This is a genomic window from Gorillibacterium sp. sgz306347, assembly GCF_059735245.1.
On the sequence record NZ_JCAPET010000014.1, the window covers coordinates 1 to 14,663 of the forward strand.

At 59.8% G+C, this 14,663-nt stretch carries 10 protein-coding genes; 9 read left to right on the forward strand and 1 reads right to left on the reverse strand.

Features of this window, described 5'->3' with window-relative positions; genetic code table 11:
* Positions 1-477: 477 nt before the first annotated feature.
* Positions 478-1,389, reverse strand: coding sequence for a serine hydrolase domain-containing protein (locus AC6I6H_RS09650; RefSeq protein ID WP_497953547.1), 912 nt, complete (start codon positions 1,387-1,389; stop codon positions 478-480).
* 104 nt (positions 1,390-1,493) lie between these two features.
* Between AC6I6H_RS09650 and AC6I6H_RS09655 the strand changes: the two genes are divergently transcribed.
* From AC6I6H_RS09655 to spoIID, 9 genes are all read left to right on the forward strand, one after another.
* Positions 1,494-1,850: a hypothetical protein gene (locus AC6I6H_RS09655; RefSeq protein WP_497953548.1), complete on the forward strand. Its 357-nt coding sequence runs from the start codon at positions 1,494-1,496 to the stop codon at positions 1,848-1,850.
* Complete coding sequence (locus tag AC6I6H_RS09660) at positions 1,847-2,800, forward strand: ABC transporter permease (protein WP_497953549.1); 954 nt, start codon at positions 1,847-1,849, stop codon at positions 2,798-2,800. Before AC6I6H_RS09655 ends, AC6I6H_RS09660 begins: the two co-directional genes overlap by 4 nt.
* A 27-nt stretch (positions 2,801-2,827) precedes the next feature.
* A complete protein-coding gene (locus tag AC6I6H_RS09665; RefSeq protein WP_497953550.1) occupies positions 2,828-3,727 on the forward strand; it encodes a carbohydrate ABC transporter permease in 900 nt (299 codons plus the stop codon).
* A 55-nt stretch (positions 3,728-3,782) separates the two neighbouring features.
* Positions 3,783-5,384 (forward strand): type 2 periplasmic-binding domain-containing protein, encoded by a 1,602-nt coding sequence (locus AC6I6H_RS09670; RefSeq protein ID WP_497953551.1) that lies wholly within the window; start codon positions 3,783-3,785, stop codon positions 5,382-5,384.
* 164 nt (positions 5,385-5,548) lie between these two features.
* Positions 5,549-7,705, forward strand: coding sequence for a glycoside hydrolase family 3 N-terminal domain-containing protein (locus tag AC6I6H_RS09675; RefSeq protein WP_497953552.1), 2,157 nt, complete (start codon positions 5,549-5,551; stop codon positions 7,703-7,705).
* Positions 7,706-7,804: 99 nt separating this feature from the next.
* Entirely contained in the window at positions 7,805-11,173 is a 3,369-nt protein-coding gene (locus tag AC6I6H_RS09680) for a GH36-type glycosyl hydrolase domain-containing protein (RefSeq protein ID WP_497953553.1), read from the forward strand.
* Positions 11,174-11,223: 50 nt separating this feature from the next.
* Positions 11,224-12,192: a LacI family DNA-binding transcriptional regulator gene (locus tag AC6I6H_RS09685; protein WP_497953554.1), complete on the forward strand. Its 969-nt coding sequence runs from the start codon at positions 11,224-11,226 to the stop codon at positions 12,190-12,192.
* 36 nt (positions 12,193-12,228) lie between these two features.
* Positions 12,229-13,035: an endonuclease/exonuclease/phosphatase family protein gene (locus AC6I6H_RS09690; RefSeq protein ID WP_497953555.1), complete on the forward strand. Its 807-nt coding sequence runs from the start codon at positions 12,229-12,231 to the stop codon at positions 13,033-13,035.
* Positions 13,036-13,364: 329 nt separating this feature from the next.
* Positions 13,365-14,588, forward strand: a complete 1,224-nt coding sequence (gene spoIID, locus AC6I6H_RS09695) for a stage II sporulation protein D (RefSeq protein ID WP_497953556.1) — start codon at positions 13,365-13,367, stop codon at positions 14,586-14,588.
* Positions 14,589-14,663: the final 75 nt, after the last annotated feature.

Sequence of the window (14,663 nt, forward strand, 5' to 3'; positions counted from 1 at the left end):
TTTTTTGGCATTTTACCCCATGTTAACTTCTTTGCAAGTCTACTGCTATTATCGACCAATTAGATGCAAGGAAGCAATTATTTCTCCGTTTTTCTCCGGATACCGATTGTTTAGTAGGAATTAAGTGCGTGTAGGGATTTATTTCGCGATCGGAACAGGACATCATCGAAAATAAGTGTCGCTGTGCACCTATTGGCCTTTTATCCTGGGCTTCGTTGGCATGTGCCCGCCACAAACAGAGAAAAAGCAAGGGAGAACGAGGCAAACGGGAAGGTGCTGATGACGGCAGCCGGACAGAAGAGGAAAAGGATGGCGTCCCAGCAGGATCGCTGAGATAAACGGAGTAAGTTCCCCCCTCGTTCTCCCCCTTTTTACAACGATGACAAACGAAACGGAGCACCCATGGAAACTAAAATGACCATGGTTTCTCGACACTCTGAAGACCCCGTCGGGGTCTTCTTTTTTTGCGCCGGCCGGTCAAAGCAGCGGATACACTTCCTCCCATACGGCGTTCAAAATATCCTGCAGCCGGTCTTCGTCGCTATTGATGGCGATGACGGCGTTCTTGCCGGGAACGACGACGCAGAACTGGCCGTGGGCTCCATCCGCCCGGTAGGCTTCGTGCGTGCACAGCCAGAACTGATAGCCGTATCCCATCTCCCAGTCTCCCGCACCGTTGCCATTCCCGATTTGTTTCCGCACGGCCGTGCGGATCCACTCCGCCGGAACAAGCCGGTCCCCGTTCCACATGCCCTCTTGCAGCAGGAATTGGCCGAATCGGCTGAGTTCCTCCGTCGACAGCCTTAATCCGGCGCAGCCAAGAGTAACCCCGAGCGGCGACGCATCCCACTCTACCTCCCGAATGCCAAGCGGCTCGAACAACCGGGGGGTCAAATAATCTTTCACGGTAAGGCCGACGGCCTTCTGGACAAGTGCGGAAACGACAAAGGTATCCCCGCTGCTGTACGTGAACCGCTCCCCGGGCGGCCGGTCCAGCGGCAGAGAGAGGTAATGCTTCACCCAATCCGGTTCGGCCAGCGAAGCGCGCTCCTCCGCCCACAAGGGCGAAGAATCATGCCCGGTTGTCATGCGCAGAAGATCGCGCAGGGTGATCTCTCCGGGAGGATACCCGCAGCCTCCGTCCGGAACCCGGGCGGCATGCTCGGGAAAAAAATCGTGCAGCCGCGTATCAAGCGCAAGCTTGCCTTCGGACAAGGCAAGGCCCACCGCCATGGCGGTAAAGGATTTGCTGACCGAATGCTGCGGGCGGCGCTCGTCCTTTGTCCGATCCCAGCAGCCGAGCAGGGTACCTTCCTGCAAAACCCGATAAGAGTGGACATTCAGCTTGTCCCCCAGAATTCGTTCGGTAAAGCGGTTCAAATCATCCATGCAAAACGCTCCTCTTTCCCTGTCTTTTCCCGGGAAATGTCCGGAATGCCCGGAACACATCCGGCCTTCCTCCATCTTAGTCCCCAAAGTGAAGCGTGTAAACGATGCCAAAAGGAAAAATACGAGGGTTGACATTTGGTCCGGAAGCATATTATTATGTTGTCGAAACGATTCGATTAAACCGCTTACAAAATTCCAATTTGTGTTTAAAAGCACCCCTAAAGCGGTTAATCATTATTGAAACGATTCGATTATTAGGGGTTTTTGAGAGGAAAAAGAGCGGGTTTGCTTTTTCGGCGGATGGAGAAAATCGTTTGGCGGTTGCTTGTATCGGTGCTAGGAACCCGTTATGCAAGCGGTCTCCGGAAAGCGGTTGCAATCCGACTGCCGGTTTTGGCGGGAGAACGGTTCGGGCTCCGCCGGAGGAGCCGGGAGAAGAAGAAAGAGGTGCATGCACGTGAAATCAGCTGCCTTAGGGCCGGAGAAAAAGACACGATTCAAACGGGGTCGGCTATTGGCGGAAATCTGGAAAAACCGGATGGTCTACACGCTTCTGATTCCAGGCCTTGTCTGGCTGTTCCTGTTCGCCTACATGCCGATGGGCGGCTTGTCGCTCGCCTTTAAGGATTACAAGGCGAATCTCGGCATATGGGCGAGCCCCTGGGTCGGCCTGGAAAATTTCGAGTATGTTTTCCGCGATCCCAACTTTGCCGCGGCGGTATGGCGGACGCTGTACATTAACATTTTGAAGCTCATCATTCAGTTTCCGTTTCCCATCCTGGTCGCTCTTTTGCTCAATGAAATGAGAATGCGCCGGGCCAGCAAGCTGTTTCAAACGATCTTCACCTTTCCGCAGTTCCTGTCCTGGATTATCGTGTCCGGGATTGTCATCAACGTTTTGTCCTATGACGGGCTGGTGAACAGCACGCTCGCTTTGCTCGGCCTGCCGGCTATCAACTTCCTAGGCTCGGAATCCACGTTTCTCCCGATGCTGATTCTCACGGATGTCTGGAAGTCGACCGGCTGGGGCGCGATCATCTACCTGGCCGCCATTTCCGGCATCGACCAGGACCAATACGAATCCGCGCAAATCGACGGAGCGTCGCGGATGCAGCAGATGTTCCGCATCACGCTTCCGAACATCCTGCCGACCATCGTGGTCATGTTCATTCTGAGCGTCGGCGGGCTGATGTCCTCGGGCTTCGACCAAATCTTCAATCTGGCGAACGCCGCTACAAAGAACGTATCGGAAGTGCTCGACGTGTACATCTACCGGATTACGTTCCAGTCCGCCACCGACTTCTCCTTCTCGACCGCCGTCAGTTTGTTCCGCTCTCTGGTGAACATGGCCCTCCTGCTTCTGGCCGACCGGGGCGCCAAGCTGCTGGGTGGAGACGGACTGTTCAAGTAAGCCGGCCATAGAAAGGAGAAGGTCCAGATGAGTAATGCCCGCACCGCCAAATACGGCTTCGGGAAGAAAATGTCCGCCGTGGACATCGTGATCTTTGTCATCATGCTGATCGCGGCGCTCCTGATCCTGATTCCCTTCTGGAACGTGATCATGATATCGCTCGCCACGCCGAAGGAATACGCAGACAACCCGCTGTTGATGTTTCCGAAGAATCCGACCCTGGATTCCTATAAAGCGCTGTTTGCGGACGGGACCATTCTGACGGGATACTGGAACACGATCAAACTGCTTGCGGCCGGCCTGCCGCTGAGCCTGTTCCTGACCACCAGCCTGGCGTACGGCCTGAGCCGGCCCGCTTTTCCCGGCAAGAAGCTTTTCTTCTTCCTCGTGCTGTTCACGATGATTTTTAACGGCGGGATTGTCCCGTTGTACCTAGTCATGAAATCGCTGAGCCTCACCGGCTCGTTATGGTCGGTCATTCTGGTCGGCAGCTTCAGCGCCTTTAATATGATCCTGATGATGAACTACTTCTACAGTTTGCCGGAATCGCTGATGGAGTCGGCCCGTCTCGACGGAGCGGGCGAGTGGAGAATTTTGGCGCAGGTGGTCCTGCCGCTTTCCGCTCCGATTATCGCGACCATCGCCCTCTTTTACGGGGTCGGGTTCTGGAACAGCTGGTACGACGCGATGATCTTCCTGCGAAAGGCCGAGCAGCTACCGCTGCAAAACGTGCTGCGCGCCATCATCGTGGAATCGGCAACGAACGCATCCAACGCGTCCAGCGTCGACCAGATCGGGAAGGGCCAATTTTCGATGGGGATGAAGATGGCGGCCGTTTTCGTCACCATGGTGCCCATCATGTGCTTCTTCCCGCTTCTGCAAAAGCATTTCGCCAAAGGGGTATTGACAGGGGCTATCAAGACCTGATCCATACAAACAAGCAAGGCCAGCCAAAACCATTATGAGACATGGGGGAAAAAGCATGAAAACGAAATGGAAGATGTCCGGCAAAGTGCTTCTGGCAAGCGCGATGAGTCTGATGCTGGTTTTGACCGCCTGCTCCAAGGGCGGATCGGACGCTTCGGACGGCAATGCGAAGGATGAAAACGGCAATTACAAAACGCAGCTCACCATTTCCGCCGCGAACCTGACCAACCTCAAGGACGGCCAGCTTGACAACGAGTTCCACAAGTTCTGGATGGACAAATTCAACCTCAAATGGGATTACAACTATATTGAATGGGATTCCTGGGCCGAGAAGCTCCGCCTCTGGATCAACTCCGGCGACCTTCCGGATGTAGCCGTCTGGAACTATGTTCACGGCGACGCCATGAACTACATCGACCAAGGGCTGCTCTACAAGTTCCCGGACGACTGGAAAGAGCGCTGGCCGAACGTCGCAGCCGCGTACAAGCTTACCGGCCTTGGCGACAAGCTGGAGGAGCTGACCGGCGGAACGTATATTTTGCCCCGCCCGGTTTATTACGAGAACAAGCCGGCCGATCCGCTGCTGAACCAAATCGGCGTTATCGCCCTTCGCAAGGACTGGGCGGAAGCGGTCGGATTTGAACTGAAGAATGTTTACACCACGAGCGAGCTGAACGACTACGCCCGCCTGGTGAAGGAGAAGGACCCCGGCAAGGCCGGCGACAAGCTGGTTCCGATCGCTTATAACTCGGCCGATGCTCTGACCAACTTTATCATGGCCAACAGCGAGCATTCCCGTGTGGAATCCGCGTTTTACAAAGGCGAAGACGGAAATTACCACTGGGGCCCGGCCGATCCGGAAACCCTGACCGGTTTGAAGGTCATGCAGCAAGCCTTCAAGGAGCAGCTGCTTGATCCGGAGTTCTACACCTGGAAAAACAGCGAAGGCACCGACAAGTTCCGCGTAAACGGCGTTGCCGGGATCATGAGCCTGGGCGGCCTGGCTTCCTACCGTCAGGATTTGGATACGAATATGAAGAAAAACCTGGGCGTCAACAGCGACGAGCTCGTGCACACGGCGCTTGTCACCGGCGACGACGGCAAGTACCGCAACCTGGAGCAAGCCAACTTCTGGTCCGCTCTGATCTTTAACCCGAACATCGAACAAGCCAAGTTCGAACGGATCATGGACTTGATGGATTACTCCGTCAGCAAAGAAGGCCAGCTGTTCCTGAACATGGGCTTTGAAGGGACGGACTGGAAATACGACGAGAACAACCAGCTGGTCAGCCTGCTGCCGGAAGGAACCACTCTGGAAGACAAGTATCCGAGCCGGTTCGAGGGACTGTACGTTCTGGGCGACGACTTCAGCATCATCAACCCCCTTATCAAAAAGGAGTACCGGGACCGGGCGGTAGAGCTCTTCCAGGAAAAAGCCAAGCTGAGCTCCGAGGGCGGCAAAATGGCCGAATACGATTGGGACGTGCAGCTCTACGACTCCAAGGCCAAGAATCAGGCCAGCTTTGATTATGCGACCGAATACACCAACCTGATTCTCCAGCCGGGCGATCTCGAAGCAAACTGGAAGAAATGGGTAGATAGCAAAATGTCGCTCGTGCAGCCGGTTCTTGATGAATTGAACAACATGAAAAAATAAACGTGCATGGCAATGGGCGGGGGAGAAGCCTTTCTCCCCCGGGCCCTCCGGTCGGAACCCGGTTTGCGATGGATCTTCCGCGCGATGGCCGGGTTCTTGCCTTAAACGAGAGAAAAACGCCGCGGGCTCCAAAGCCCGGCGGCTCGGATCACGGAGGGGAAGCGATGAAGGAAGGAGCATTGCTTGACCTGGTCAGGCAAATGACAAGAGAAGAGAAGTACGCCCAATTGCTCCAGCTTACCGGCGCTTTTTACGAAGGGTACCGCGACAAGGATCTGCTCACGGGGCCGATGGAAGAGCTCGGCGTGGACGAGGCGGTGGTGAATGCCAGCGGCTCCGCCCTCAACCTGTCGGGCGCGGCGACGATCATTGAAGTTCAGAACAACCATTTGCAGAAAAACCGGCTCGGTATTCCGCTGCTTTTTATGGCGGATGTCGTGCACGGGTTCAAAACCATCTTTCCGGTTCCTCTTGCGATCGGATGCTCCTGGAACCTCCCGCTTGCGGAACGGAGCGCGGAGATTGCGGCCCGGGAATCGGCCGTTTCCGGCATTCACGTGACCTTTGCCCCCATGGTCGATCTGGTGCGCGACCCCCGCTGGGGGCGCGTCCTGGAATCGACGGGAGAAGATCCGTACCTGAACAGTCTGTTCGCCCGCGCGTTCGTTCGCGGTTACCAGGGAAGCGACCTGAAGGCCGACAAGGAACGGCTTGCCTCCTGCGTGAAGCATTTTGCGGCTTACGGGGCGCCGGAGGGCGGCCGGGAATACAACACCGTGGACATGTCCGAACGCAGCCTACGCGAATATTACTTGCCTTCCTACAAGGCGGCGGTCGAGGAAGGCTGTGCGCTGGTAATGGCTTCCTTCAATACCGTGGACGGGATTCCGGCCAGCGGAAACGAGAAGCTGATGCGCGGCATCCTGCGCGGCGAATGGCAGTTTGACGGCGTGATTATCTCCGACTGGGCGTCCATCCGGGAAATGATCGCGCACGGCGCCTGCGAAGACGACCGGGAAGCGGCGCTTCGGGCCATCCGCGCCGGCATTGACATTGAAATGATGACCCCCTGCTACGTGCATCATCTGCCGGACCTGGTGGAAAAGGGAGAAGTCGAGGAAAAATGGATCGACGAAGCGGTTTTGCGGATTCTTCAATTGAAGGAGAAGCTCGGGCTGTTTGAAAACCCGCTGCGGGGAGCGGATCCGGAGCGGGAAAAGGAAGTGCTGCTCTGCAAGGAGCACCGGCAGGCGGCCTACGAGCTGGCCGCGGCCTCAAGCGTGCTCCTGAAAAACGGCGGCACGCTGCCGCTGCGGCCCGATGCCCGCGTGGCGCTGATCGGTCCCTACGCCGAAAGCAACGACATCCTCGGCTGGTGGTCCTGCGTGGGCGACCGCCGGGACGCGGTGCCGCTCGGGACCGCCTTGCGCGAGCGAATGGAGGGCGGACGCCTGGTCACAGCCGGGTGCGGCGTGGAGGCCATCTCCGCCGCCGAGCTTGACGCCATGCTGGCGGCCGCGGAAGCGGCGGAGGTGGCGGTCCTGGCCCTCGGCGAAGACGCCGCCATGAGCGGCGAAGGAGCCTCGCGGACCGACATCCGGCTTCCGGAAGCTCAGCTGGAGCTGGTCCGCCGCGTCGCCGCCATGGGCAAGCCGTTCGCCGTTGTGCTCTTCAACGGCCGGCCGCTGGACCTGACCGGCGTGTATGAAGAAGCGGACGCCGTGCTGGAAGCCTGGTTCCCCGGTGTCGAAGGCGGCGCGGCGGTTGCCGATCTGCTGCTCGGCCGCGTGAACCCCTCCGGCCGGCTGTCCATGTCCTTCCCGCGGTCCGTCGGACAAATTCCGGTTCATTACAACCGCTTCAACACGGGCCGTCCCCTTAAGGCGGACAGCGATGAGCGGTATGTCTCCAAATACATCGACAGCCCGAACGAGCCGCTTCTGCCTTTTGGCTTCGGCTTGTCTTACACGACATTCGAGTACGGCGAGCTGGTGCTCGGCGCCGACCGGATGGCGAAGGATGCTCCGCTTGACGTGCGGGTGTCCGTTACCAATACCGGCGCCAAAGCCGGGGTGGAGACCGTTCAGCTGTATGTCCGCGATCTGGCGGGCGAGGTGGTCCGCCCGGTGCGGGAGCTGAAGGATTTTGTCCGGCTTGAGCTGGCGCCCGGGGAAACCGGGACGGCATCGTTCACCTTGACGGAAGAGCAGCTGAGGTATCACCATTCCGATCTGCGCTTTTCCAGCGACCCGGGCGCATTCCGTCTTTATGTCGGTCCGAACAGCCGGGACACCCGGGAAGCGGACTTTCGTCTGGTCTGAATCGAATCAGCATAGAAGCAGCAGCAGCTGCCCAGGGCCCGCCGTTCCGGGTTCGGAAGAAAACGGAACGGGGTTCCGGATAGGAGGAATCACATACTCATGACAACCCTGGCAACATCGCAAACGGTCATCGGGGCCGGCAGTCTGGCCTTTACCTTCTGGAACAGCGGCGATCTGTACCTGGCCGAGAACGGCCGGACCATGCTTAACCAGCAGTTGACCAATCCGATCGACGGGTCGCTGAACAATCTGTATCTGCGCGTTTACGAAGCGGGCGAAATTGCCTATTATCCGCTACTCGGCATCCGCTCGGGCAGCCGGTTTTCCTGCGGAAACGCCTTTGCCGTGTGGGAAGGCTGCGCGGCGGGGATCGAGTACCGCGTCCGGTTCGCCCCGACGGAGCATAACGTCTGGTTTTGGGACGTCACGGTAAAGGGCGAACACGGAACGATCGATGTCGTGTACGGACAGGATATCGGGCTCGCCGACCAAGGAGCGGTCCGCAGCAACGAGGCTTACTTGTCGCAATACATCGACCATGCCGTCTTTGAAGATCCTGCCAAAGGATTTGTCGTCTGCTCGCGGCAGAACATGCCCCAGGGAGGAGCGTTTCCCTACCTGCAGCAGGGTTCGCTTACACGCGCAGCGGGCTTCTCCACCGACGGCTTCCAATTCTTCGGGTTGGCCTATAAAGAAACCGACGAGCCGGCAGGCCTGCTCAGCGAGCGGCTGGCGAATGAAGTCTACCAATACGAATTCGCCTATACGGCGCTGCAATCGGATAAGGTGTCCCTGAGGGGAGAGGCGCGTTTTGTGTTCTACGGCCTGGCGGAAGCGGATCACCCGGCGGCCATATCCGGGCTGGAATACGCCGACCGGCTCGCCGCGGCATGGGAAGCTTACGAAGCCGGCTTTGCGGGACAGCCGGCGCGTCCGGCCAGTGCGCGTCCCGCTGCCAAAGCGTCGCTTCGCCCGGTTATCGGCCGGCCGCTGCGTACCTTGTCCGTGCCGGAGGAGAAGCTGGAGCAGCTGTTTCCGGCGGACAGCCGGCATCAGGCGGAATATATCGACGGCAAGCTGGCCGCCTTTTTTACGGAAACCTATGAGCATGTGGTTCTGAAAGAAAAAGAGCTGCGGGTCGAACGTCCCCACGGCCATATTCTGATGAGCGGCGACAACGTGGAGCTGGGCCGGCCGGCTCTGACCTCCACCTCGTACATGTTCGGGGTGTTCAACTCGCATCTGGTCATCGGCAATACCAATTTCAACAAGATGCTGAGCAATGTCCGCGGGGCGCTGAACGTCTCCAAAACCTCGGGGCAGCGGCTGTATATCGAACAAAATGGCGAATTTTGTCTTCTGGCGATGCCTTCTCTATGGGAAATCGGGTTCAACTACGTCCGGTGGTACTATATAATGGAACAAGATGCGCTGATTGTAACAAACTGGACATCGGCGGATTCCCCCGAGCTCCGGCTGCACGTCCGTTCGGAAAGCGGCAAGGCTTACCGGTACCTGGTTACCAATCAGGTCATTATGGACGTGAACGAATACGAGCATCCGATTCACCGGAGCGAGGAAAACGGCGAATGGGTTTTTCGGGCCGATCCCGCGGCTCTCAGCCGGTCGCACTATCCACATTTGCGCTATACGCTGCGGGTGGAGGGAGCGTCGGCGGAAGCCGCCGATGAAACCTTTCTGGCGGAAGGAGTCGCGCGGGGCTGCGCTTCGCTTGCGGTGCTCCGCCTGGCGGAAAGCGCCGAGTGGACGATGACGGTGCGGGGCGCGCTGGACGAGGCGGAGCCGGCGGCTTCCATTCGCGGAGCGGAGGAAGAAATCGAGGCCTACCGCGAATTCCTGTCCGGGGTGATGAACGGCTTCCGGCTCTCCATGCCGGAGCGGACCGACAACCGGCTGTTCAAGGTGAACGCGCTGGCCTGGTGGTATACCCACAACATGCTGGTGCACTACTCGGTGCCCCATGGCCTCGAGCAATACGGCGGAGCGGCCTGGGGAACCCGGGACGTTTGCCAAGGCCCGGCGGAGTATTTCATGGCCACGCAAAAATACGGGCAGGTCCGGGACATCCTCCGAATGGTATACGCCCATCAATACGAAGACGACGGCAATTGGCCGCAGTGGTTTATGTTCGACCGGTACAGCGCCATTCAGCAGGCGGAAAGCCATGGCGACATCATCGTCTGGCCGCTGAAGGTGCTGGCCGATTACATTGCCGTGACCGGGGACCGTTCCATTTTGCAGGACGAGGTGCCCTATACCGTAAAAGACGGCTTCGGCTTCACCGCAACACGCGCGACCCTTCTCGACCATGCAAAAAAAGAACTGGCCTACATCCGCAGCCATTTTCTGCATGGCACTCATTTATCATCCTACGGCGACGGAGATTGGGACGACACCCTCCAGCCGGCGAACGCCCAGCTGAAGCGGTACATGGTCAGCAGCTGGACCGTGGCGCTGACTTACCAAGCCGTTACGCGGCTCGCCGAGGTGTTGGGCGGCACGGACGACGCGATGTCCGCCGAGCTCCGCGGCATGTCGGCCGCGATCCGCGAGGATTTCAACCGGTACATGCTGCAAACAGAGGTTATCCCGGGCTTCCTTTACCTGGAGGATCCGCAGAACGGAAAGCTCATGCTTCATCCGAGCGACACGGAAACCGGCATTCATTACCGGCTGCTGCCCATGACCCGGAGCATCATCGCCGAGCTGCTGGACGGCGAGCAGGCGGCGGCCCATTACCGGCTGATCCAGGAGAAATTTCGCTGCCCGGACGGCGTTCGCCTGATGAACCGGCCGGCCCACTATGCCGGCGGCGTAAGCACGCACTTCAAGCGGGCCGAGCAGGCCGCCAACTTTGGCCGCGAGGTGGGGCTGCAGTACGTGCATGCCCACATCCGTTACGTGGAAGCGATGGCCAAGCTCGGCCATGCGGACGACGTATGGAGCGGGCTGGAGGCGATCAACCCGGTCGGCATCGCGGAGGTTGTCCCGAATGCGGAGCCGCGGCAGAGCAATGCTTATTTCAGCAGCTCGGACGGCAAGTTCAACACCCGGTACGAAGCGCAGGAGCGCTTCGGCGAGCTGCGGACCGGAAGCGTCCCCGTAAAGGGAGGCTGGCGGATTTATTCCAGCGGCCCGGGCATCTACATGAACCAGCTGATTTCCGCCGCTCTCGGCGTCCGCCAGCTGGAAGGCGACCTGGTGCTGGATCCGGTTCTGCCGGCCGGGCTCGCGGGCATGGAATTCCGGTTTGATTACGCCGGGCGCGAGACGGTGTTCCGTTACCGGGGCACCGGCGGGCCGATCCGGAAGGCAGTCGTCAATGGAGTCGAAGCGGCGGGCGAGCGCATGGCGAACCCGTACCGCGAGGGAGCCTTGCGCATCCCGCGCCAGGAGTTTGAAAAGCTTGCAGGGCAAGGGAAGGCCGTCATTGAGCTGTTTGCTTAATCCGACCGGCTGCCGCAGTTTGCTTTTGCATAGAAGTAAGGAGCGAAAACATGGTCAGTATTAAAGACATCGCCAAAAAAGCCAATGTCTCCATCTCGACGGTTTCCTACGCGCTGAACGGCAGCGACAAGGTGACGGACGAAACGAGCGCAAGGATTTTGGAAATTGCGCGCGAGCTCAATTATGTCCCGAACGCTTCCGCACGAAACCTCAAGAAGCGCGAAACGAAGATCATCGGTGTGTTTCTGACGGATTTCCGCGGCGATGTCTACGGAGACCTCCAGCACGGCATGAAGGAAGTCAGCAACGCGCTCGGTTACGACCTCATCGTCTGCAGCGGAAAGCAATCCCACCGGATGCTGCCCGAGCGCATGATCGACGGCGCGGTGATTCTCGATCAAGCCTTCGAAAGCGAGGAACTGCTGCAGTACGCCGACCTCGGCCACAAGATCGTGGTGCTGGACCGGGAGCTGGAGCATCCGAACATCAATCAGGTGCTTCTCGACAACAAAGCGGGGGCGACCCTTGCCATGGATCATCTGCTGGATAACGGGCACCGGAAGATTTACGTCGTTACCGGACCGGAAGGCTCCTTCGACTCGATCCAGCGGATGAAAGCCGTCCGGCTGACGGCCGAGCGGGCCGATGTCGAGATTATCGAGCTTCCCGGCGACTTCAAAAAAAGCGGGGGCGTGCAGGCGGCGGAGCGAATTCTGGGCGAGTACACGGAGCCGGCGGCGGTCTTCTGCCTGAATGACGAAATGGCCATCGGCTTGTACAAGCGCCTGGCGGACACCGGGCTTCGCATCGGCCGGGATCTGCACGTCATCGGCTTCGACAATATCGAAGTCTCGCACTACCTGAGCCCGCGGCTTGCCACCATCGAGTATTCCAAGCAGCGCTGGGGGGAACTGGCCTCCCAGCAGCTGGTGAAGCTGATCTCGGGCGAACCGGTGGAGCACGAGCGGGTTTACGTCAAGCTCATCGAAGGAGCGTCGGTTGACAAAATACGCGGCTGATAATGATTCGTGCCGTTCGGCAGAAGGGGCATAAAGATGACGGCAATCAAAGCGATGACCTTCAACCTTCGGGTGATGGTGGAATCGGATGGAGACAATGCATGGAGCCGTCGGCCCTCCGCAGCGGCGGCGGCCATTCAGAAGCACGGGCCCGATTTTATCGGCACGCAGGAGGGCCGGCGCTTCATGCTGGAGGAGCTGGAGGCCCGGCTTCCGGGGTACCGGTGGACGGGGGAAGGCCGCAAAGGCGGACAGGAGGACGAGCATTGCGCCATTTTTTATAACGAGCGCAAATGGAAGCTGCTTGATACGGGGAACTTCGGCCTTTCGGAGTCGCCCGACCGGCTTGGCTTTCTCGGCTGGGGCGCCGATTACCCCCGCATGTGCACCTGGGCCCGGTTTGGGGCCTCCGGCGGGACGGGGGAGCTCGCGGTGTTTAATACGCACCTCGACCATATCAGCGAAGAGGCGCAGGTAAACGGCATGGCGCTGATCCGCGCGCGCATGGTCCGCTTTCGGCAGGAGACCGGACTCCCCGTTATCCTTACCGGAGACTTCAACGTGAAGCCGGAGCATCGGGTCATCCGTGAGCTCGAGCAGGCGGGTTACCGCAGCGCTTACGCCGTTCTGTCAGGCGGCGCGGCAAACGCGGGCTGCACCTTCCACAACTTCCGGGGCGGGGAGACCGGCGATCTGATCGACTACATCTATACCACGCCGGAGGTGGAGACGCGGAGCGCCATCATCGACCGGGGCCGCTACGAGGGACGGTACCCGTCGGATCACTACCCGGTGTGCGCCGAATTATTCTGGCCCCCGGCTTCGGGGGCGGCAGGCGAATAAGCAGGAAAGAAAGGGCATGCGCGGCGGACGCGCATGCCTTTTTTATGCAGCCACTCAGCCGAATGGTCCGATCCGCTTCAAAAAAATGACGCCGCCGGTTATACCAAACCGGATTCTTTCATAGACTGATAGTGTGTTCAGAAAAAGAGAGAATCCGAAAGGGGGCGTCTCCCATGCACCTTCAACCCTTCCGCCGCCCGCCTCGCCGCCGGCTTCGTCCGGGCCGGGCCTTCGCGCGCCTTAAATCGGGCTGGAAACGTTCAAGTCTTCCATTTGCCAGGCATTTTCGTCCGGCTGCCAGAACAGGCGCGGCCCGGCGGCCCCGCCTGTTGCCTCGCTTCGCCTGGCTTCGGCGTCCGCGCTTCCCCCGGCTTCCCCGGGTGGTCGGCTTTCAGGTCGGCCAACCCGAGTCCCGCGCCCGCACGCCGGTCCCGCGCACAGCCTTCTGGCGGCTGCGCGGGTATCCGCCGCTCCTGCCGGCCGCCGCCGGCCTTGCGCTGGTGTCCGCCATTCTGGTCGTCGCGATCGGGCTCCTCCGCCAGCAGGCGGACGAGCCGCCGCGTCCCGCCGGTCCCGGCACCCAAGCGGCCAGCCCGGCCCCCGGGGTTTTGCCCGGCGTCGGCAAGGGCGCCGCTCCATCCGCGGCACCGGCGGACGCCGCCGCAAAAAGCCGGTCGGCCGCCGCGTCCGTGATCGTGCCGGTGTACCTGACCAAGCAGCACAAAGTCGACCGCGTGCCGCTGGAGGACTACGTTTTGGGCGTGCTGGCGGCGGAAATGCCCGCCGATTTCGAGCCGGAGGCGCTGAAGGCGCAGGCGCTGGCGGCGCGCACGTACATCGTGCGGCGCTGGACGGACCGCGATTTCAGCGGCGTTCCGGCGAGCGGCGCCTGGGTGACCGACACGGTGGACCACCAGGTCTTTCTCTCCTCCGAGGAGCTTCAGCGGAAATGGCAGCCGGCACTGTACCGCGAGAACGTCGCCAAGCTGCGCCGGGCGGTCGAGGAGACGGCCGGGCAAATCCTTACCTATGAAGGCAAGCCGGTCAACGCCGTCTTTTTTTCGGTGGGCAACGGCTACACGGAAAATTCGGAAGACTACTGGAATGTGGAAGAGCCGTACCTCCGCAGCGTGGAAAGCCCGTGGGACAAGCAGTCGCCCGCCTATCGCCGGACCGAGGTGTTTTCAAAGAATGCGTTTCTGGAGAAGCTTGGGCTCGGCGGGGCGGTGAGCCCGTCGGCGCTGGCTTCGATGAAGGTGGAGGCCTGGACCGAAGGCAGGCGCATCGCGCGTTTGCGCTTGGGCGGCCATACCTTCACCGGACGCGAAGTCCGCGAGAAACTGGGGCTGCGGTCCTCGTGCTTTGCCTGGGAGCTGCAAGGGGACGAGATCGCCGTCACCACATACGGCAACGGGCACGGCGTCGGCATGAGCCAGTGGGGGGCCAACGGGATGGCCAAGGCTGGCAAAGCCGCCGAAGCTATCACCGCCCACTATTACCCCGGCAGCCGGATCGAAGACGCCGGCCCGTTTCTGGAAGCCGCCGCCAACTAATCTTTGAAACCTTCTATCGCCTCGCGTATAAAAGCTTCCATTCTGGCAACAATGGGGGATGAGGTGATATGAACA